The organism is Paucibacter sp. XJ19-41 (assembly GCF_028462495.1).
GTDB lineage: Bacteria > Pseudomonadota > Gammaproteobacteria > Burkholderiales > Burkholderiaceae_C > Roseateles_E.
The window spans coordinates 1-20104 of the sequence record NZ_JAQOWX010000061.1 but is presented as its reverse complement, the minus strand read 5'-3'; the positions used below and the strand labels follow the sequence as shown (position 1 = coordinate 20104).

Genomic DNA, 20104 nt, shown 5'->3' with positions numbered 1-20104 from the left:
CTGCGCAGCGCCGCCGTGCTGGCGGCCTGCGGCCTGGCCGGGGCACGCGGGCTTGAGCCCGCGCAGGGCTTGCCGGCGGCCGCGCCTGCCGAACGCTTGTCGGCGCCACCGCCCGGCCCGCTGAACGAGGGCCTGGGCTGGGTCTTGCAAGAAGGCCCGGCCCAGCTGCAGCACGAGGCCTTGCTGCGCCTGGCCGCCCTGGGCTTGCGCCTGCCGCATGGTCTGCTGCCCCAGGCACTGGAGGCCGGCCGGCGCTCGTTGGCGCTGCGTGCGCCGCTGCTGCCGGTGCTGGGTGCACGCGGCCTGTGGCTGGCGGCCCAGCACGCAGACTGGGCCTGGGCGGCCGGTGTGGCCGGCGCCGATGCCGACGACCCCAGCCAGTGGAGCGAGGGCAGCCTGGCCCAGCGCTGCGCCTGGCTGCAGCGCCTGCGTCAACGCGACCCAGCGGCGGGACGGACCGAGCTGGAACAGGTCCTGCCCGCGCTGCCGGCCAAGGAGCGCGCCGACTTGCTCGGGGCCCTGGCCACCGGCCTGGGGCCGGAGGATGAAGCCCTGCTGGAGCGGCTGTGCGCCGACCGCAGCCGCGAGGTGCGTCAGCAGGCCCAGGCCATGCTGCGGAGCCTGCCAGACAGCGCGCGGGCGCATCGGGCGCAGGCCTGCGTCGCGAGCCTGCTGACGCGGCAGCGCCGCTTGCTGGGAGCGGATCGCTGGCTGGTCGATGCGCCAGCCCAGGCCGATCCCGCCTGGGCCGGCGACCTGGCCGAGCGACCGCGCCACGACACGCTGGGCGAGCGGGGCTGGTGGCTCTGCCAGCTGGTCGGCCAGATCCCGCTGCGCTGGTGGACCGAGCAGCTGGCCATGGACCCGCCGGCCCTGCTGGCCTGGGCGGCCGGCACCGACTGGCAGGAGGCCTTGCTGCGCGGGTGGCACGAGGCCTTGCTGGCCGCGCCCGAGGCGGCCTGGTGCGATGCCTTGCTGGCGCGCTGGCCTCATGAGCTTCTGCATGTGAGCGACCATCAACTGATGCGCGCACTGCCGGCCGAGCTGCGCGAACGCCACTGGCTGCGCCGACTCGGCGAGCAGGGTGCGGCAGCCTTGATCCCGGCCATGCAGGACTTGCGTGCCAACTCGGCCCCCGGGCAGGTACTGAGCCCGGCGCTGTCACAGGCGTTGGCCACCCAGCTGGCACACAGCATCACCGCCGGTGCGCTGATGCACGACGCCTCGCTGCGCTTTCACCTGACCGAGTTGCTGTGCTTGCTCCACCCCCGCTCGCTGGACCTGCTGCCGCCCTGGCCACGCAGCGCGGACGAGGCCGGCGGCTTGAGCGATCTGCTGGCCAGCTGGGAGCGACTGCTGCAACTGCGTCAGGCCCTTTTTCATTCTTCGACCTCCGCCACACCGACACCCCCATGAACGCCAACACCACCCCCGTGCTGCGCCAGCATGCCGAGACGCAGTTCGCCGAAGAGCTGGCCGAGCTGAGCCGCCAGGACACGCGTCAGCGCCCCGAGAACTGGGCGCTCTCCCCATGGGCCGTGCTGCGCTATCTGATGGGCGGCACGCTGGACAACGGTTTCGAGATCAGCCCCAAATACATCGGCAGTGCGCGCCTGATGGAGGTGGCCGTGGCCACGCTGGCCACCGACCGCGCGCTGCTGCTCTACGGTGTGCCCGGCACGGCCAAGAGCTGGGTCTCCGAGCATCTGGCCGCCGCCATCAGCGGCGACTCCACCCTGCTGATCCAGGGCACGGCCGGCACCAGCGAAGAGCAGCTGCGCTACGGCTGGAACTATGCGCAGCTGCTGGCCCACGGCCCCTCGCAGGCGGCCCTGGTGCCCAGCCCGCTGATGCAGGCCATGCGCCACGGCAAGATCGCGCGCGTCGAAGAGCTGACCCGCATCCCCGCCGATGTGCAGGACAGCCTGATCACCGTCTTGTCCGAGAAGACCCTGCCCATCCCCGAGCTGGGCAGCGAGGTGCAGGCGGTGCGTGGCTTCAGCGTGATCGCCACGGCCAACAACCGGGACAAGGGCGTCAACGAGCTGTCCTCGGCCCTGAAGCGGCGCTTCAACACCGTGGTGCTGCCGGTGCCGGCCAGCGAGGACGAGGAGGTGGCCATCGTCGTCAAGCGGGTGGCCGAGATGGGCCGCTCGCTGCAGCTGCCAGCCGAGCCGCCGGCGCTCAAGGAGGTGCGGCGCCTGGTGCAGATCTTCCGTGAGCTGCGCAATGGCAAGACCGAAGACGGCAAGACCCAGCTCAAGTCCCCCAGCGCCACGCTCAGCAGCGCCGAGGCGATCTCGGTGATCAACAGCGGCCTGGCCCTGGCCGGCCACTTCGGTGACGGCGTGCTGCGCCCGCATGATCTGGCCGCCGGCCTGATCGGCGCCGTGGTCAAGGACCCGGTGCAGGACCAGCTGGTCTGGAACGAATACCTGGAGACCGTCGTCAAGGAGCGCAGCGACTGGAAAGATCTGTACCGCGCCTGCCGCGATCTGCAAGGCTGAGACAGGCGCCTCATGCATTTCTTTGGCATCCGCCACCACGGCCCCGGCAGCGCGCACAGCCTCTTGCAGGCGCTGCAAGCCCTGCAGCCCGACTGCCTGCTGGTCGAGGGCCCGCCCGAGGGCGAGGCCCTGCTGCCGGCTCTGCTGCACGAGCAGATGCAGCCGCCGGTGGCCCTCTTGAGCTACTGCCCGGAAGAGCCACGGCTGGCCGTCTACCACCCCTTTGCCGAGTTCTCGCCCGAGTGGCAGGCGCTGCGCTGGGCCTTGGGGGCCGGCGTGCCGGCCCGCTTCATCGACCTGCCCCTGGCCCAGGCACTGGCGCTGCAGAAGGCAGCCGCTGACGAGGCTGCTGAAGAGGCCCCAGACGCAGCGCCCGACAGCGAGCCCGAGCACGGCCGCAGCGCCGACCCGCTGGGCTGGCTGGCCCAGGCGGCCGGCTATGCCGATGGCGAGGCCTGGTGGAACCATATGGTGGAGGAGCGCGGCGATGGCGAGGCCCTGTTTGCGGCCATCGAGGAGGCCATGACCGCACTGCGCGCCGAGGCCCCTGTGCACGGCGGCGCCGACCCCCGTGAGGCGCAACGCGAAGCCCTGCGCGAGGCGCAGATGCGCCAGGGCCTGCGCCAAGCCCAGAAAGACGGCTTCACCCGCATCGCCGTGGTCTGCGGCGCCTGGCATCTGCCGGCGCTGCGGGCCAAGACCACGGCCAAGGCCGACCAGGCCCTGCTCAAGGACGGGCTCAAGGACGCGCCCAAGCTCAAGGTCCAATCCACCTGGGTGCCCTGGACCTACCAGCGTTTGAGCCGTGCCAGCGGCTACGGTGCCGGCATTGCCGCACCGGGCTGGTATGAACATCTGTGGCATTGCGCCCAGGACCCCGCCAAGCGGCCGCGCGCGGTGGGCTGGTTGGCGCGGGTGGCGCGGCTGCTGCGCGAACGCGATCTGGACTGCTCCAGCGCCCACCTGATCGAGGCCACCCGGCTGGCCGAAAGCCTGGCCGCGCTGCGCGAACGCCCGTCCCCCGGCCTGGCCGAGATGGACGAGGCCTGCCGCGCCGTGCTGACCCTGGGTGACGAGAGCCAGCTCCGCTTCATTGCCGACGCCCTGGTGGTGGGCGACCGCCTGGGCAGCGTGCCGGCCGATGTGCCCACCGTGCCGCTGCAGCGCGAGCTGGCCCAGGCGCAGAAGACGCTGCGCCTGAAGCCCGAGGCTTTGGAGAAAACCCTGGACCTGGATCTGCGCCAGGCCAATGACCTGGCACGCAGCCAGCTGCTGCACCGCCTCACCCTGCTGGACCTGCCCTGGGGCCGGCTGGCCCGGCTGAGCCGCAGCGCGCGCGGCAGCTTCCACGAGGTCTGGACCCTGCAATGGCAGCCCGAGTTTGCGCTGCGCCTGATCGAGGCCAGCCCCTGGGGCCAGACCCTGGCCGGGGCCGCCAGCGCCCGCGTGGCCCAGCGCTGCGCCGAGGCAGCCCAGCTGGCGGAGCTGGCGGGCCTGGTGGACGCCGCCCTGCTGGCCGATCTGCCCGAGGCCGTGGCCGCGGCCACACGGGCGCTGCAAAACCGTGCCGCGCTGAGCGGCGATGCCGGCCAGCTCCTGGGCGCACTGGCGCCCCTGGCCCAGGTGTTCCGCTACGGCAATGTGCGCGGCACCGATGCCGCCCTGGTGAGCCAGGTGCTGGACGGCCTCATCTTGCGCGCCGCCCTGGCCCTGCCGCTGGCCTGCGGTGCGCTCGACGAGGGCGCCGCCGAGGCCCTGCGCGAAGCGCTGCTGGCCGCCCATGGCGCGGTGGCGCTGCGCCAGAGCGAGGCGCAGACCGAGGCCTGGCAGCGTACGCTGGCCCAGGTGGCCCAACAGCAAGGCGCCCATGAGCTGCTGCAAGGCCTGGCCACGCGCCTGCTGCTGGATGCCGGGGTCTGGGAGGCCGAGCAGGTCGCCACCGGCCTGTCCCTGCACCTGTCCAGCGGCAGCGAGCCGGCCCGCGCCGCCGCCTGGCTGGACGGCTTCCTGAACCGCAACGCCCTGGTGCTGCTGCACGACAGCACCGTCTGGGGCCTGGTGGACGCCTGGCTGGCCGGGCTCAGCGAGGCGCACTTCCAGGGGGTCTTGCCCCTGGTGCGGCGCAGCTTCTCCGGCTTCAGCGCCAGCGAACGGCGCGAGCTGGGCGAACGCGCGGCCGAGGGTGGCAGCGGGCGACAGAACACAGAAGCGGCGGCCCCGAGCTGGGACCCGGCACGCGCCGAACTGGCCCTGCCTCTGCTGCGTCAACTGCTGGGGATCCCCGCATGAGCGACAACACGACACGGCTGCGCCGCTGGCGACTGGTGTTAGGGGGAGAAGCCCAAGCCAGCTGCGGCGCTCTGGACGGCCCGCTGGCCGAGATGGACCAGGCCCTGGCCGCCCTCTACGAGCCCGAAGGCCCCGGCGGCCTGGGCCGGCGCCCGGGCGGGCGCGGCGGCTCCAACCCGCAGGTGGCGCGCTGGCTGGGTGACATCCGCAAGTACTTCCCCGGCTCGGTGGTGCAGGTGATGCAGCGCGACGCGCTGGAGCGACTGAAGCTGCGCGACATGCTGCTGCAGCCCGAGATGCTCAACACCCTGCAGCCCGATGTGCATCTGGTGGCCAGCCTGCTGGCCCTGGCCTCGGTGATTCCGGCCGGCACCAAGGAGACCGCGCGGCGGGTGGTGCGCCAGGTGGTGGAGGTCTTGATGCAACGCCTGGAGGAACCGATGCGGTCGGCCGTCAGCGGCGCACTGGATCGCAGCCAGCGCAATCGCCGGCCGCGCCATGCCGAGATCGACTGGCACCGCACCATACGCGCCAACCTGCGCCACTGGCAGCCCGACTACCGCACCGTGGTGCCACAAACCCTGCTGGGCTATGGCCGCAAGGCGCGGCGGCCGCAGCGCGAGGTGATGCTGTGCATCGACCAGAGCGGGTCGATGGCCCATTCGGTTGTCTATTCCAGCATCTTCGGCGCGGTGCTGGCCTCGCTGCCAGCGGTGGCGACAAAACTGGTGGTGTTCGACACCGCCGTGGTCGATCTCAGCGAGCAGCTCGACGATCCGGTCGATGTGCTGTTCGGCGTGCAGCTCGGCGGTGGCACCGACATCAACGGCGCGGTGGGCTATTGCCAGTCCATCATCCGCGAACCGCGCAACACCATCCTGGTGCTGATCTCTGACCTGTACGAGGGTGGGGTCGAGGAAGGCCTGCTGCGCCGCGCGGCCGAGCTGGTCGAGGCCGGGGTGCAGTTCATCACCCTGCTGGCCCTCAGCGACGAGGGTGCGCCCGCCTACGACCGCAGCCTGGCCACCAAGCTGGCTGCGCTGGGTGTACCTTCCTTCGCCTGCACACCGGACGCCTTCCCCGGCCTGATGGCCGCCGCGATCCGGCGCGACGATGTGGCGGCCTGGGCCGCAGGGCAAGGGCTGGTGACGCAAGGACCTTGATGCCGGTATTCCTTGTTTCCTTACTATCCTGCTCTGCGATTTGCAGGATTTCCGGAAAGCGGATTGAGTGATTTCCTTGTTCCATTGAAGATCCGACCCCGGATGGGCCCGGGATCGAGATCACCCCGGCGAAGTCCGGAAAGCCCCGCCAAAACCACGCAAGGCCCCCGACCTGCGCAGCCCCGAGGAGACGAGCAGATGACGGCCACGAAGAAAACCGCCAAGCCGGCCAAAACCATCGAGCCGCGCGGCAGCCACGACCGCATCCGCGTGCAGGGCGCGCGGGTCAACAATCTGAAGGACATCAGCGTCGAGCTGCCCAAACGTCGGCTGACGGTATTCACCGGGGTCTCGGGCTCGGGCAAAAGCTCGCTGGTGTTCGGCACCATCGCGGCGGAATCGCAGCGCCTGATCAACGAGACCTACAGCGCTTTTGTGCAGGGCTTCATGCCGACGCTGGCGCGGCCCGAGGTCGATGTGCTGGAAGGGCTGACGACGGCCATCATCGTGGACCAGGAACGCCTGGGCGCCAACGCCCGCTCGACCGTGGGCACGGTGACCGATGCCAACGCGATGCTGCGCATCCTGTTCAGCCGGCTCGGCCAGCCGCAGATCGGCCCGCCCAGTGCCTTTGCCTTCAACGTGCCATCGGTGCGGGCCGTGGGGGTGATCGAGGTCGAGCGCGGCGCCGGCAGCAAGGCCGTCAAGCAGAACTTCACCCGCCTGGGCGGCATGTGTCCGCGCTGCGAGGGCATGGGCTCGGTCAGCGATATGGACCTGGGCCAGCTCTATGACGACAGCAAGTCGCTCAACGAAGGGGCGCTGACGATACCCGGCTACAGCATGGACGGCTGGTTCGGCCGCATCTTCAATGGCTGCGACTTCTTCGACCCGGACAAGCCAATCAGCAAATTCACCAAGCGGGAGCTGCACGACCTGCTGTACAAGGAGCCGACCAAGATCAAGGTCGACGGCATCAACCTGACCTACGAGGGCCTGATCCCGAAGATCCAGAAGTCGATGCTGTCCAAGGATGTGGACACGCTGCAGCCCCATGTGCGTGCCTTTGTCGAGCGGGCCGTGACCTTCACGACCTGCCCCGATTGCGCCGGCACCCGGCTCGGCGAGGCGGCCCGCTCCTCGCGGATCGGCAAGCTCAACATCGCCGACGCCTGCGCGCTGCAGATCAGCGAGCTGGCCGACTGGGTGCGCGGGCTGAGAGCGCCAACGGTGGCGCCGCTGCTGGCCGCGCTGACGCACACGCTGGACTCCTTTGTCGAGATCGGCCTGGGCTATCTGTCGCTGCAGCGGCCCTCGGGCACGCTGTCGGGCGGCGAGGCCCAGCGGGTCAAGATGATCCGCCATCTCGGCTCGGCGCTGACCGATGTCAGCTATGTATTCGACGAGCCCACCATAGGCCTGCACCCACACGACATCCAGCGCATGAACGAGCTGCTGCTGCGCCTGCGCGACAAGGGCAACACGGTGCTGGTGGTCGAGCACAAGCCCGAGACCATCCAGATCGCCGACCATGTGGTCGACCTCGGCCCCGGCGCCGGCAGCGCCGGCGGCAGAGTCTGCTTCGAAGGCAGCGTCGCGGGTCTGCGCGCCAGCGACACGCTGACCGGCCGCCATTTCGACGACCGGGCCGCACTGAAGCCGCAGCTGCGCCAGCGCAGCGGCGCGCTCTCGATACGGGGCGCCAACACCAACAATCTGCGCGATGTCGATGTCGACATCCCGCTGGGCCTGCTGGTGGTGGTCACCGGCGTGGCCGGCTCGGGCAAGAGCTCGCTGCTGCACGGCGCGATGCCGGCCGGCGCCGGCGTGGTCTTCGTGGACCAGGGCGGGGTGCGCGGCTCGCGGCGCAGCAACCCGGCCACCTACACCGGCCTGCTGGACCCGATTCGCAGCGCCTTCGCCAAGGCCAATGGGGTCAAGCCCGCGCTGTTCAGCGCCAATTCCGAGGGCGCCTGCCCCGGCTGCAACGGCGCCGGCGTCGTCTACACCGAGCTCGGGCCGATGGCCAGTGTCGCCAGCCCCTGCGAGGACTGCGAGGGCAAGTGCTTCCAGGCCGCCGTGCTGCAGCATCGCCTGGGTGGCCGCGACATCAGCGAGGTGCTGGCGATGTCGGTGGCCGAGGCCCGTGACTTCTTCAGCGCCGGCGCGGCGCGCCTGCCGGCCGCGCTGGCCATCCTCGAGCGCCTGGCCGATGTGGGCCTGGGCTATCTGCGTCTGGGCCAACCGCTGACCACGCTGTCCGGCGGCGAGCGCCAGCGCCTCAAGCTGGCCAGCCATATGTCAGAGAAGGGCGGCATCTATGTGCTGGACGAGCCCACCGCCGGCCTGCACCTGGCCGATGTCCAGCAGCTGCTGGGCCTGCTGGACCGTTTGGTCGACGCCGGCAAATCGGTCATCGTGATCGAGCACCACCAGGCCGTGATGGCCCATGCCGACTGGATCATCGACCTCGGCCCCGGCGCCGGCCACGACGGCGGCCGCATCGTCTTCGAGGGCACACCCGCCGCGCTGGTCAAGGCGCGGTCGACGCTGACGGGGCGGCATTTGGCGGGGTATGTGAGGGGGTGAGGGGAACACCACAAGCCCAAGCGCTCGACGACACCTTTCGAGTAAATTCGGCAGCATGCTGAGCAGCGCCCCGGCCGACCCCTCCCTCATCGACTCGCGCCAGGCCGCGTGGCGCCTGCTGGTCACATTGGGCCTGGTGGTGCTGGGCAATAGCAGCATGTATGTGGTGGCTGTCGTGCTGCCCACAGTGCAGGCCGAATTCGGCATCGGCCGGGCCGAGGCCGCCATGCCCTACACGCTGATGATGGTCTGCCTGGGGCTGGGGGGCATCTGGACCGGGCGGCTGGCCGACCGTCATGGCCTGATGCCGGTGTTGTGGGTCGGCGCGCTGGCGGTCTGCGGCGGCTTTGTCTGGGCCGGCTTGTCGGGCAGCATCTGGGCCTTCGGCCTGGCGCATGGTCTGCTGGGATTCATCGGCAGTTCATCCACCTTCGCGCCGCTGCTGGCCGACACCGCCCTGTGGTGGAACCGGCGGCGCGGCATTGCCGTGGCCGTCTGCGCCAGTGGCAACTACATCGCCGGCGCGATTTGGCCGCCCATCGTGCAGCATGGCATCGAGACCCTAGGCTGGCGCCACACCTACATGCTGCTGGGCCTGGTGTGCGGGCTGGGTGTGTTTGCGCTGTCGCTGCGCATGCGGCAGCGTCCGCCCCTGGTCAGCGGTGCACCGGCGAGTGCCGGCGCGCCGGTGTTCGACCGCAGCCGCCCGTTCGGCCTGCGTCCTTCTCATGCGCAGTTCCTGCTTTGCGTGGCCGGGGTGGCCTGCTGCGTGGCGATGGCCATGCCCCAGGTCCATATCGTGGCCTATTGCTCAGACCTGGGTTTTGGCGCTGCCCGCGGCGCCCAGATGCTGTCGCTGATGCTGGCCTGCGGCATCGCCAGCCGCCTGGTGTTCGGCCTCATCTGTGACCGCATCGGCGGCATTCGGACGCTGCTGCTGGGCTCGGCCCTACAGGGCCTGGCGCTGCTGCTCTTCCTGCCCTTCGACGGCCTGGTCTCCCTCTATCTGATCTCGGCCCTCTTCGGCCTGTTCCAAGGCGGCATCGTGCCGACCTACGCCATCATTGTGCGCGAGCACTTCGCCCCGCAGGACGCGGGCTCCAGGGTTGGCACGGTCATCATGGCCACCCTGCTTGGCATGGCTCTGGGTGGCTGGATGTCGGGCTGGGTGTTCGACATGACGGGCAGCTACGACGCCGCCTTCGTCAACGGCATCGGATGGAATCTCCTGAACCTCGCCGTCGTCACCTGGCTGTTCTTGCGAGTGCGTGGACTGGAAGGACAGCCCCGAGGGCAGGGGCCGCTCGGGGCCGGGCTGCGCGAGGTTCGATAAGCCCGCCCAGCGCCGCCTGATCTTCAAGGTACCGCCCCGGACCGTGAAGGCCGCTGCGCGACGGCTCAGCGCGCCGCCAGCAGGCCGCGCAGCTTCACGAACGCGAGTCCCGCCATCACGGCGTCGTTGAGCGCGTCGTGGGCGTCGCGCAGGGGCAGATCAAGGTCTTTCATCAGGGTGGCGAAGCGCAGGTCGATGTCGCCGCCGCGCTGAGCGGGTGGCAACTGGCGGTTCTTGAAGTCGTAGTACATCGCCGAGACCTCGATCTTGCGCTGCGGCAGGCGCACGCCCAGCATCGGCCAGATCTCTCGGTTGAGCATCGCGACGTCGAACTCGAGGAAGTAGCCCACCAGGGGCCGGCTGCCGATGAAGTCCAGCAAACGGCGCATCGCCTGCTCGGGGGCCAGCCCTTTGGCGACATCGCTTTCACGCAGCCGATGCACGCGCACGTTGTCGCCCGTCATGCCCCGGTCGGGCCGCACCAGCAGTTCCAGCCGCTCGCTCGTCAGCAACCGATTGCCGACAATGCGCAGCGCGGCGATAGAGACGATCTTGTCCTGGCGCGGGTCCAGGCCGGTGGTCTCGCAGTCCAGCGCCACCCACTCCCCGACCGGTGCGGGATCAAACATGAAGGCGAAGTGCGCATCGGCCAGGTGGTAGAGCATCCAGCGACGTCGCAGCGAAACCAGCCAGCCCAGCATCACTAAGCCTCGTCGAGGTGGAACTGATGCCGCACCAGCGCCTTGAAGCGCTTGACCACGGCGAGCGCATCCTTCAGCAGGTCGCGCTCCAGGCTGCCGAGCCGGTCGGTGCGCACCGCGCCGCTCGCCGGGCGATGCGTATCGAGTTCGCTCAGCCCGGCCTTGAGCCTGAGGCTCATCAGCAGGTGCAGGCTGTCGACCAGGTCGCTCGCCAGCTCGGCAGGCAGCCGCCCCAGCGTCACCAAGGCATCCAGCCGAGCGACAGTGCCGGTAGCCCGCACATGGTCGCGCAGCGCAAGGCTGCGCGTGCCATGCACGATGGCGAAGATGCCTGCCTTCTTCAGATCGAGCAGATGGGGCCCCTGCTCCCCGATCTGCAGCAGCCGGTGCCACCAGCCGGCGCTGGGATCCGGGAAAGCATCGATCGCTGCGGCAAAGCGGCCGAGCAGGGCGTCGTCGGCCGCCACCAGACGATCAAGCTCGGCGCGAACGCCGGCCAGCAGCGCGGCATCGCCGGCGACCGCGTGAGCATCGATAAAGATCGCCAGCGCCATCAGGCCCTCGGCCTCGGGTCGAACCAGCCAGTGGCGCAGCTGGCGGGTGAACTCGCTGGCGCTGCGGCACCAGGCCGGCTTGCTGAGCATGATGCCGCCGGGGCAGTCCGGGTAGCCGAAGTCGCGCAAGGCGGCCGAGAAGCGCTGGCAAGCCTGTGCCACCTCGGCCGCGCCGACCGCCACATCGTCGCGCAGGATCAGGCCGTTGTCCTGGTCGGTCTTCAGCAGCTGCTCGCCGCGCCCCTCACTGCCCATCACGAACAGGCAGCTGCCCGCCACCAGCTCGGCCGGGGCGACAAGCTGCCAGGCACGCTCGAACAGCTTGGCGTTGAGCGCCTGCACCAGCGCCGCGATCTGGCCGACGCGGGTGCCGCCGCGATGCAGCAGGGCAACGAAGCGGGAGATCTTCTCGGCCTGCAGCCGCAGCGCGGCCAGGTCCTGGGCCCGCACGATCTGCACCGTGATCAGGTAGGAGTGGTTGGACAGAAAGCTCAGCAGGTCGAGCTGTTCGAGCAGCCCGACGATGCGCTCGCCCGCGACCACGACGAGCCGGTGCACCTGATGCTGGATCATCAGCGCGAGCGCGTCGAACAGCGGCGCTCCGGACGCAATCGTCACCAGCTCGAAGGTAGCCAGCTCGCGCACCGCCAGCCTGTTCAGCGGGCGGCCATCAAGGATGGCGCGCTGCAGCCCTGTGTTGGTGAAGATGCCGAGCCGCGCGCCATCGCGCACCAGCACGCTGCTGCTGCGCTGGGCCTGCAGCGTCGCGGCCACGGTGACGATGTCGGTCGCACCGTCGACGGTGTGGGCCGGCCGCAGAAAGCCTTCGTCGACCCGCGACATCGTCAGCGCATGCAGCTCGCGCTGGCTGTGGCGCTGCGCCAGGGCGCCAAGCTTCTCGCTCAGATCCGAGAACAGCAGGGCGCCGAACGCGGCATTGCTCGCGATCAAGGCATTGACGGCGCGCCTGGCCAGCGCGTAGGCCACCACCTCCTCGGCCGCGACAAAGCGGTCAGTGGCGCGGCCGGCCACCAGCGAGCGGCCGTCGAAGCAGTCGTCGGGCCCGAAGCTGGCGACCAGCTCGTCCGCATCGAACTGCGACACCTGGCCCTTGATGACAATGAATAGATGTGTGGGCTCGATGTCCGGGCCCAGCAGAATCTCGTCCTGGCGGAAGTAGGCGATGTCGACGCTGTCGCGCACGACGTGCTGCTCGCTCGCGTCGAGGCAGTCGAACGGCGAGTTCGAGAAGTCGAATGCCTTGGGCATGGCAAATCCTGATCCGGGCCGATGCCCAGTAGAGCGCCGTTCAAGGGCAGTGACTGTTCGCTGGCGAACAGACGGCCCCGAAACCTTGCAGCAGGCTTGTCGACATCAACGACCCAGGTGGACCGCCATGCAAGCTGACCTGACGGCGCGTGTCGCGCGCGATCCGAACTACCAAAAGCTGAAGTCCGCGCGTTCGCGCTTCGGCTGGTGGCTGACGGGGGCAATGATGGTCGTCTACTACGGCTTCATCCTGCTGGTGGCCTTTAACAAGCCTTTTCTCGCGACCCGGCTGGGCGAGGGCGTCACGACCCTCGGCATGCCGATCGGCCTGGGCATCATCATTTTCACGGTCGTCATCACCGCGCTCTATGTGCGTCGCGCCAACAGTGAGTTCGACGCGCTGACCGAGCAGATCACCCAGGGAGCGCTGAAGTGAACGCGCCGCGCCTGTTGGCAGCGCTGACCTTGCTCGCCGCCGGCGGCGCGGCACTGGCGGCCGGCGCCGACCTCGGGCAGGCCGACAAGCAACCGACCAACTGGACCGCGATCGGCATGTTCGCGGCCTTTGTCGTCGGCACGCTCTTCATCACCAAATGGGCGGCGGCCAAGACCAAGTCGGCGGCCGACTTCTACACCGCCGGCGGCGGCATCACCGGTTTCCAGAATGGCCTGGCGATCGCCGGCGACTATATGTCGGCGGCCTCCTTCCTCGGCATCTCCGCGGCGGTGATGGTTGGCGGCTTCGACGGGTTGATCTACTCGATCGGCTTCTTAGTCGGCTGGCCGGTCGTGACCTTCTTGCTGGCCGAGCGGCTGCGCAATCTCGGCAAGTTCACCTTCGCCGATGTGGCCGCATTCCGCTTCTCGCAGACGCCGGTGCGCGTCTTCGCGGCCTCCGGCACGCTGGTGGTGGTGGCCTTCTACCTGATCGCGCAGATGGTCGGCGCGGGGCAGCTGATCAAGCTGCTGTTCGGCCTGGAGTACTGGATCGCCGTCGTCATCGTCGGGGCGCTGATGATGGTCTATGTGCTGTTCGGCGGCATGACCGCCACCACCTGGGTGCAGATCATCAAGGCATGCCTGCTGTTGGCGGGCGCCAGCTTCATGGCATTCATGGTGCTCTACAACTTCGGCTTCAGCACCGAGGCGATGTTCGCCAAATCGGTCGAGATCAAGACGGCGCTCGCCTCCGCCGCCGGCAAATCGCCAGACGAGGCGGCCGCACAGGGCTTCTCCATCATGGGCCCGGGCGGCTTCATCAAGGACCCGGTCTCGGCCATCAGCTTCGGCATGGCCCTGATGTTCGGCACCGCCGGCCTGCCCCACATCTTGATGCGCTTCTTCACCGTGCCCAATGCGAAGGAGGCGCGCAAGTCGGTGCTGTGGGCGACCACCTGGATCGGCTACTTCTACATCCTCACCTTCATCATCGGCTTTGGCGCGATCACCTTCGTGCTGACCAACCCGCAGTTCCTCGACGCCAACGGCGGCCTGCTGGGCGGCGGCAATATGGCGGCCATCCACCTGGCCAACGCGGTGGGCGGCAATGTCTTCCTCGGCTTCATCTCAGCGGTGGCCTTCGCGACCATCCTGGCGGTGGTGGCGGGGCTGACGCTGTCGGGCGCCTCGGCGGTGTCGCACGACCTCTACGCCACTGTGCTGAAGCAGGGCAAGGCCGACAGCGTGTCGGAGCTGCGCGTCTCCAAGATAACGACGATTGCACTCGGTGTCGTCGCGGTGGCCCTGGGCATTGCGTTCGAGAAGCAGAACATCGCTTTCATGGTCAGCCTGGCCTTCGCGATCGCCGCGTCGGCCAACTTCCCGGTGCTGCTGATGTCGGTGCTATGGAAGGACTGCACGACCCGCGGCGCGGTGATCGGCGGCTTTCTCGGCTTGGCATCCTCGGTGCTGCTGACCCTGGTGTCGCCGGCCGTGTGGGAGGTGACCCTAGGCAACCCCAAGGGCTCGGCGCTGTTCCCCTATGCCTCGCCGGCGCTTTTCTCGATGACGATAGGCTTTGTCGGCATCTGGCTGTTTTCCATCCTCGACCGCAGCCCGCGCGCCGCGCAGGACCGCGCCGGCTTCGAGGCCCAGCAAGTTCGCTCCGAAACCGGCATCGGCGCCTCGGGCGCCTCCGGGCATTGATGATGGATAAAGGAAGCCCCATGAGCGAGACAAGCACCGCCGACGCCCTGGCACGGTACGCACCACCGCTGGCTCTGGCCTCAAGCGCCCATGTGGCCGGCCGCGCCAGCTACGACATGCTGGTGGCGCAAGCCGATACCGACTACGAGGGCTACTGGGGTCGGCTCGCGCGCGAGTTCGTCCAGTGGAAGACGCCGTTCACGACCCTACTGAACAGTACGCAGGCGCCGCACTTCAAGTGGTTCGAGGATGGCACGCTGAACGTGTCCTACAACTGCCTGGACGCCCAGGTCGCGGGCGGGCGTGGTGACAAGGTGGCCATCATCTTCGAGGCCGACGACGGCACGGTCACACGCAGCAGCTACGCCGAGCTGCTGCGGCGCACCTGCCATATGGCCAACGCGCTGCGCTCGCTGGGCGTGCACAAGGGCGACCGGGTCGTTATCTATATGGCGATGGCGGTCGAGGGCGTGGTCGGCATGCAGGCCTGCGCGCGCCTCGGCGCGGTCCACACGGTCGTGTTCGGCGGCGTCTCTGCCCACACGCAGCGCGACCGCAACGCCGACACCGGCGCGGTGGCGGTGATCACGGCCGACGAGCAGCTGCGCGGCGGCAAGGCGCTACCGCTGAAGACCATCGTCGACGAGGCCCTGGCGCTGGACGGCTGCGAGGCGGTACGCGATGTGATCGTCTACCGGCGCACCGGCGGCGCCATCCCGTGGCAGGCCCGCGACCACTGGATGCACGAGCTCACCACCGTTCAGTCCGATGCCTGCGAGCCCGAATGGGTGAGCGCCGAGCACCCGCTCTTCCTTCTTTACACCTCGGGCTCCACCGGCAAGCCCAAGGGCGTGCAGCATTGCTGCGGCGGCTACCTGGTGCAGGCGGCAGTCACGACGACATGGACCTTCGACCTGCATGACGCCGATGTCTTCTGGTGCACCGCCGACATCGGCTGGGTCACCGGCCACACCTATATCGCCTACGGACCGCTCGCCGTCGGCGCGACCCAGCTGGTGTTCGAGGGTGTGCCGACCTACCCGGATGCCGGCCGCTTCTGGAAGATGATCCAGGACCACCAGGTCTCGGTCTTCTACACCGCGCCCACCGCGATCCGCTCGCTGATCAAGCTCGCAGAAAGCAATGCCGCCGTGCATCCCGACCGCTTCGACCTGAGCAGCCTGCGCATCCTCGGCTCGGTGGGCGAGCCGATCAACCCGGCCGCTTGGACCTGGTACCACCAGCATATCGGCGGCGGGCGCTGCCCCATCGTAGACACCTGGTGGCAGACCGAGACCGGCGGTCACATGATCACGCCGCTTCCCGGCGCAACCTCATTGGTGCCTGGCTCCTGCACGCTGCCCTTCCCCGGCATCATGGCCGCCATCGTCGATGAGACCGGCGCAGACCTGCCCAATGGCCAGAGCGGGCTGCTTGTGATCAAGAAGCCCTGGCCGGCAATGATTCGCACGATCTGGGGCGACGACGCTCGCTACAGATCCAGCTATTTCCCGGGCGAGCTGCGCGGCTACTACCTCGCCGGCGATGGCGCCACACGCGATCCGCAAACCGGCTACTTCACCATCGGCGGCCGCATCGACGATGTGCTCAATGTCAGCGGCCATCGCATGGGCACGATGGAGATCGAGTCGGCGCTGGTGTCCTGTACCCATCTGGTGGCTGAAGCGGCGGTCGGCGGCCGGCCCGACGACACCACCGGCGAATCCATCTGCGCCTTCGTCGTCCTGAAAGGGCCGCGGCCGACGGGGGCGGAGGCCGTCAGGATCGCCACCGAGCTGCGCAACTGGGTCGGTAAGGAGATCGGTCCGATCGCCAAGCCCAAGGAAATCCGCTTCGGCGACAACCTGCCGAAGACCCGCAGCGGCAAGATCATGCGCCGCCTGCTGCGCTCGCTCGCCAAGGGCGAGGCCATCACGCAAGACATCTCGACACTGGAAAACCCCGCAATCCTCGACCAGCTGTCCCAGCCCCGCTGACCCCCATTACCGTCCCGTTCGACAACCAGGAGACAGATCATGGCCCATCAAGCCAACCCCTTCGGCGATGTGAAACAGATGATGGAGAAGTTCAAGATGCCCGGCATCGACATGTCCGCCATCGTCGAGGCGCGCCGCCAGGACATCGAGGCGCTGACCGAGGCCAACAAGGCCGTCTTCGAGGCCATGCAGGCCTTGGCGGCCAAACAGACCGCGATGATGACCGAGGCGATGCAGGGCATGCTCGGAGGCAGCGGCATCTCGGATCCGGTCAAGCAGAGCGCGCTGATGCGCGAGACCTTCGAGACGGCACTGGCCGACATGAAAGACCTCGCCGACACCGTCAGGCAGGCCCAGGCTGAGGCCATGGCTCAGATCGGCCAGCGCGCGGCTCGGCCGGGAGCGAAGACCTGAGCCAGCTCAACCATCGGCGACCTCATACCCCGCATCCCGAGCCGCCTTCACCCAGCGACGAATGCTCGCGCGAACCCGGCGCTGCTGCGCGTCGTCCAGCGGCATATCGACCACCAGCGCCAGTGCGCGGGCCGGTTCGACGTAACCATGGCCAAGCAAGGCCATGCAGAACTCACGGTCCTTGTCGCGGCCGGCCGCAGCCTTGGACATGAAGAGATCAAGCACATCGAGGCAGTAGCCCACGCGGTCGTTGGTGGCCGCGTTCTGGACACGGTGCACGCGCTTCATCCAGCCCACAGGCAGGACAGCGGTCTCGGGTCCGACACCTTGGGCGTAATAACCATAGGTCTCGTGGAACTGCGAGCCTTCGCCGAGCGCCCCTTCGATCTTGTCCGCCAGCTCGGGGGCATGCAGCGGATAGATGTCTGCCTCGGCCGACATCGTGAAGACGGCTTCCGGATTTGGCACCGGACCCAGCATCGACTGGCTGCCCACGATGACGAACTCGTATTGATCGGTCACTTCGCCGCTGGCGCGTATCAGATGCTCGAGTTCCTCGCGGGTCATGTCTGGGCTACTCCGCTGCCGGGTTCCCTGCCTCGCCCAGCAGCACCCCCTTCTTCAGCGCCCTCACCTGGTCCAGAACACTTTGGCGCAGCGAGTCTGGCAACACAGTGATCAGCGGCGAGGCCTGGCGCAGCGCCTGCGCGCGCCGGGTCCGGGCCAACACCCGGCGCCATTTGCCTTGACTCAGGATGTCACGCCATTCGATCCACAAACCGCTGGAGCGCGTGTTGCCGGTATCGAGCCAGCACTCCAGCGTGGCCTGGGCCTGTTGCAGCAGGCCCGGATCGGAGCGGACCAGGCGTACCGCCTCTTCATGCAGAGCCAGGCTTTGCAGATCCTGGACTTGGTGGCGGGACTCATCGGCCGAGACCCTCACCTCCACGACGGGCCGCGCGCGGTGGGACTGGGCCGCAGCCGAGCCCGGCGGCCCCGCTCGCAGCGCATCGCCGGCCAGCAGGGCCAGGTCGCCGCTGATGCCCAGCACCGACATGACACGCAGATAGGTCCCGATGGACGGCCCCGGATCACCGGCCTCGACGGCGCTCAGCGTGGTGCGCGAGATGCCCACGCGCCCGGCCATTGCCACCGTGCCCAGGCCCTGCGCCTTGCGCAGACGCTTGAGCCTGTCGCCCAGTTGCAGCAGCAATTGGCGCTCCAGGACGGCGGTATTGTCGATATATTCCATTTGTTCAGTATTTTAAGCAATTACCGATAATTTGCTTATTTTTCTGGACAAACAATCGCAACTGTCATGGGTACGGAAACAAGCTCAGCTCAATCCTGCGCCCCCTCCTCCACCCCCATGCACTCCGCCCGCCAGCGCAGCATGCCGCCGGCCAGATTGGCGACCTGGGTGAAGCCGGATTTCTGCAGCAGCACGGTGGCCTGGGCCGAGCGGGCGCCGGAGCGGCAGATGGTGACAACGGGCTTGTCCTTGGCGATCTCGGTGCCGGCGCGGGCGGCGAGTTCGGCCAGCGGCAGCAGGCGGGCGCCGGGGATATGGCCCAGCGCGCTGTCACTGAACTCGGCCGGCTCGCGCACATCGATCAACTGGATGGCCTGGTCATTGGCCGCCAGGCATTCGTCCAGCGCCGCCGGCTGGATTTCCCAGATGCCGCCAAAGCTGCAGCTCAGGGGCGCCCAGGTCGGCTCCTGCTGCGCCGCCGCGCTGTCCGGCTCGGGCCGGCCGCAGCGCAGATTGGCGGGCACGGCGATGTCCATCAGCTTGGGGTGGGGCAGGCCGAGGTTGTTCATATAGCCGGCGAAGTCGGCCTCGTTGACATCGCCGCCCAGGCGCGGGTTGTAGCGCCGCTCCTCGGCCACGCTGGTGACCGTCAGACCCCGGTAGTCATGCGCCGGATAGAGCAGGCAGGCCTGCGGCAGCGACAGGATCTGCTGCTGCACCGAGCGGTAGAGCTGGGCCGGGCTGCCCTGCTGGAAATCGGTGCGGCCGCAGCCGCGTATCAAGAGGCTGTCGCCGGTGAAGGCCATGCTGTGGTCGTCCAGCACATAGCTCAGGCAGCCATCGGTATGGCCGGGCGTGGCACGCACCTCGACATAGCGCGCGCCGAAATGCACCCGCTCGCCGTGGCGCAGCAGGCGGTCGGCATTGCTGGCCCCGGCCGCCGCCGACAGCATGATCTGGCTGCCGCTGCCGGCCTTGATCAGCCAGGCGCCGGTGACATGGTCGGCATGCACATGGGTGTCCAGCGTCGCGATGGCGCGCAGGCCCAGCTCGCGCAGCAGCGCGGTGTCGCGCCGCACCTGCTCGAACACCGGGTCGATCAACAAGGCCTCGCCCGAGGCGGCATCGCCGAGCAGATAGGTGTAGGTGGAGGACTGGGGATCGAACAGTTGGCGAAAGACAAGGGCGGACATCGGGAGTCTCCGGAATTCGGGCAGACCCCGATTCTTTCACCCATGGACAAGAGCGGCACGCCGCCGCGCCCCCCTCTTGCGCCACCACAACCACACCCCGCTGGCGCTGAGCCCACAGCCACCGCCAGTCCCATCAGCAGCACCAGCACCTGATAAGGCCAGCCCCACAAGCTGCCCAGATGCAGATTGACAAGCCAGGTCGAGACCGTGTCGCCTGCCGCCGCGCCGCGCGGCAGGTAGAGGCCCAGCAGGCGGCCGTCGTGCGCGTCGATGAAGAGCCGGGTCGCGCCACGGCGCTGGTTCAGATCGCGCTCGGTCTGCAGGCGCAGCTGGTAGACCGGGGCCCCGGGGCGCCGGCTCAGCTCGACCTCCTGCAAGATGGTGAAGCCCCGGGCCTGCGCCGCCTCGGCCGCGCGGGCCCGAGCGATGGGCAAGGCCTGAGCCCAGTCCAGCACCGGCTGGCCCTGGCTGCGTGCCGCCTCGGGCTGATGCTCGAACAGGGTCCGCATCACCGGGCTGTAGACCGGGTCCAGATTGAAGCCCACCGAGGACCAGGCCAGCACGAAGAGCAGAGCCCAAGGCCACAGCCCGCCGGCGCGATGGGCGTCGAACAGGCGCTTGTGCCAGCCGGCGCCGCGCCAACGCAGGGTCCAGGCCGGGCCCCAGCGCGCCAGCCGGCGCGCGCCACGCGGCGGCAG

At 68.9% G+C, this 20104-nt stretch carries 16 protein-coding genes; 10 read left to right on the top strand and 6 right to left on the bottom strand.

Annotated features, from left to right (window positions below; all coding sequences use genetic code 11):
• From PO768_RS16390 to PO768_RS16365, 6 genes are all read left to right on the top strand, one after another.
• Positions 1-1416 (top strand): DUF5691 domain-containing protein (locus PO768_RS16390; RefSeq protein WP_272646908.1); only part of this gene is annotated, 1416 nt, incomplete at its 5' end.
• Positions 1413-2507, top strand: coding sequence for an ATP-binding protein (locus PO768_RS16385; protein ID WP_272646907.1), 1095 nt, complete (start codon positions 1413-1415; stop codon positions 2505-2507). The genes PO768_RS16390 and PO768_RS16385, both read left to right, overlap by 4 nt.
• A 12-nt stretch (positions 2508-2519) precedes the next feature.
• Positions 2520-4796: a DUF5682 family protein gene (locus PO768_RS16380; protein WP_272646906.1), complete on the top strand. Its 2277-nt coding sequence runs from the start codon at positions 2520-2522 to the stop codon at positions 4794-4796.
• Entirely contained in the window at positions 4793-5959 is a 1167-nt protein-coding gene (locus tag PO768_RS16375; protein ID WP_272646905.1) for a VWA domain-containing protein, read from the top strand. The genes PO768_RS16380 and PO768_RS16375 overlap by 4 nt, the downstream gene beginning before the upstream one ends.
• A gap of 198 nt (positions 5960-6157) precedes the next feature.
• A complete protein-coding gene (locus PO768_RS16370; protein WP_272646904.1) occupies positions 6158-8548 on the top strand; it encodes an excinuclease ABC subunit UvrA in 2391 nt (796 codons plus the stop codon).
• 55 nt (positions 8549-8603) lie between these two features.
• Positions 8604-9881 carry an MFS transporter gene (locus tag PO768_RS16365; protein ID WP_272646903.1) on the top strand — a complete coding sequence of 426 codons (1278 nt, stop codon included), beginning with the start codon at positions 8604-8606 and terminating at the stop codon, positions 9879-9881.
• 65 nt (positions 9882-9946) lie between these two features.
• On the opposite strand, the gene PO768_RS16360 is transcribed toward PO768_RS16365, so the two are convergent.
• Both PO768_RS16360 and PO768_RS16355 read right to left on the bottom strand, forming a co-directional pair.
• Positions 9947-10582 carry a 3'-5' exonuclease gene (locus tag PO768_RS16360; RefSeq protein WP_272646902.1) on the bottom strand — a complete coding sequence of 212 codons (636 nt, stop codon included), beginning with the start codon at positions 10580-10582 and terminating at the stop codon, positions 9947-9949.
• A gap of 2 nt (positions 10583-10584) precedes the next feature.
• A complete protein-coding gene (locus tag PO768_RS16355) occupies positions 10585-12405 on the bottom strand; it encodes a DUF294 nucleotidyltransferase-like domain-containing protein (RefSeq protein ID WP_272646901.1) in 1821 nt (606 codons plus the stop codon).
• A gap of 127 nt (positions 12406-12532) precedes the next feature.
• Here PO768_RS16355 and PO768_RS16350 point away from each other — a divergent pair, with 127 nt between their 5' ends.
• From PO768_RS16350 to PO768_RS16335, 4 genes are read left to right on the top strand one after another with little or no spacing between them, the layout of a single operon-like run.
• The gene (locus PO768_RS16350; RefSeq protein ID WP_137944873.1) at positions 12533-12841 is read left to right on the top strand and encodes a DUF485 domain-containing protein; all 309 of its coding nucleotides are present in this window, start codon (positions 12533-12535) and stop codon (positions 12839-12841) included.
• Positions 12838-14550: a cation acetate symporter gene (locus tag PO768_RS16345; protein WP_272646900.1), complete on the top strand. Its 1713-nt coding sequence runs from the start codon at positions 12838-12840 to the stop codon at positions 14548-14550. Before PO768_RS16350 ends, PO768_RS16345 begins: the two co-directional genes overlap by 4 nt.
• A gap of 20 nt (positions 14551-14570) precedes the next feature.
• The gene (gene acs, locus PO768_RS16340) at positions 14571-16547 is read left to right on the top strand and encodes an acetate--CoA ligase (RefSeq protein ID WP_272646899.1); all 1977 of its coding nucleotides are present in this window, start codon (positions 14571-14573) and stop codon (positions 16545-16547) included.
• A gap of 39 nt (positions 16548-16586) precedes the next feature.
• A complete protein-coding gene (locus tag PO768_RS16335) occupies positions 16587-16961 on the top strand; it encodes a phasin family protein (RefSeq protein ID WP_272646898.1) in 375 nt (124 codons plus the stop codon).
• 6 nt (positions 16962-16967) lie between these two features.
• On the opposite strand, the gene PO768_RS16330 is transcribed toward PO768_RS16335, so the two are convergent.
• From PO768_RS16330 to PO768_RS16315, 4 genes are all read right to left on the bottom strand, one after another.
• On the bottom strand, positions 16968-17528 hold the full coding sequence (locus PO768_RS16330; protein ID WP_272646897.1) for a DUF6036 family nucleotidyltransferase: 561 nt from the start codon (positions 17526-17528) through the stop codon (positions 16968-16970).
• Between the two features lie 7 nt (positions 17529-17535).
• Entirely contained in the window at positions 17536-18213 is a 678-nt protein-coding gene (locus tag PO768_RS16325; protein WP_272646896.1) for a helix-turn-helix transcriptional regulator, read from the bottom strand.
• A gap of 89 nt (positions 18214-18302) precedes the next feature.
• On the bottom strand, positions 18303-19406 hold the full coding sequence (locus tag PO768_RS16320; protein WP_272646895.1) for a rhodanese-like domain-containing protein: 1104 nt from the start codon (positions 19404-19406) through the stop codon (positions 18303-18305).
• Positions 19313-20104 (bottom strand): PepSY-associated TM helix domain-containing protein (locus PO768_RS16315; RefSeq protein ID WP_272646894.1); only part of this gene is annotated, 792 nt, incomplete at its 5' end. The genes PO768_RS16315 and PO768_RS16320, both read right to left, overlap by 94 nt.

Coding starts and splice junctions, on each gene's coding strand:
- PO768_RS16385 (WP_272646907.1), top strand. CDS start 1,413: ATGAACGCCAACACCACCCCCGTGCTGCGCCAGCATGCCGAGACGCAG.
- PO768_RS16380 (WP_272646906.1), top strand. CDS start 2,520: ATGCATTTCTTTGGCATCCGCCACCACGGCCCCGGCAGCGCGCACAGC.
- PO768_RS16375 (WP_272646905.1), top strand. CDS start 4,793: ATGAGCGACAACACGACACGGCTGCGCCGCTGGCGACTGGTGTTAGGG.
- PO768_RS16370 (WP_272646904.1), top strand. CDS start 6,158: ATGACGGCCACGAAGAAAACCGCCAAGCCGGCCAAAACCATCGAGCCG.
- PO768_RS16365 (WP_272646903.1), top strand. CDS start 8,604: ATGCTGAGCAGCGCCCCGGCCGACCCCTCCCTCATCGACTCGCGCCAG.
- PO768_RS16360 (WP_272646902.1), bottom strand. CDS start 10,582: ATGCTGGGCTGGCTGGTTTCGCTGCGACGTCGCTGGATGCTCTACCAC.
- PO768_RS16355 (WP_272646901.1), bottom strand. CDS start 12,405: ATGCCCAAGGCATTCGACTTCTCGAACTCGCCGTTCGACTGCCTCGAC.
- PO768_RS16350 (WP_137944873.1), top strand. CDS start 12,533: ATGCAAGCTGACCTGACGGCGCGTGTCGCGCGCGATCCGAACTACCAA.
- acs (WP_272646899.1), top strand. CDS start 14,571: ATGAGCGAGACAAGCACCGCCGACGCCCTGGCACGGTACGCACCACCG.
- PO768_RS16335 (WP_272646898.1), top strand. CDS start 16,587: ATGGCCCATCAAGCCAACCCCTTCGGCGATGTGAAACAGATGATGGAG.
- PO768_RS16330 (WP_272646897.1), bottom strand. CDS start 17,528: ATGACCCGCGAGGAACTCGAGCATCTGATACGCGCCAGCGGCGAAGTG.
- PO768_RS16325 (WP_272646896.1), bottom strand. CDS start 18,213: ATGGAATATATCGACAATACCGCCGTCCTGGAGCGCCAATTGCTGCTG.
- PO768_RS16320 (WP_272646895.1), bottom strand. CDS start 19,406: ATGTCCGCCCTTGTCTTTCGCCAACTGTTCGATCCCCAGTCCTCCACC.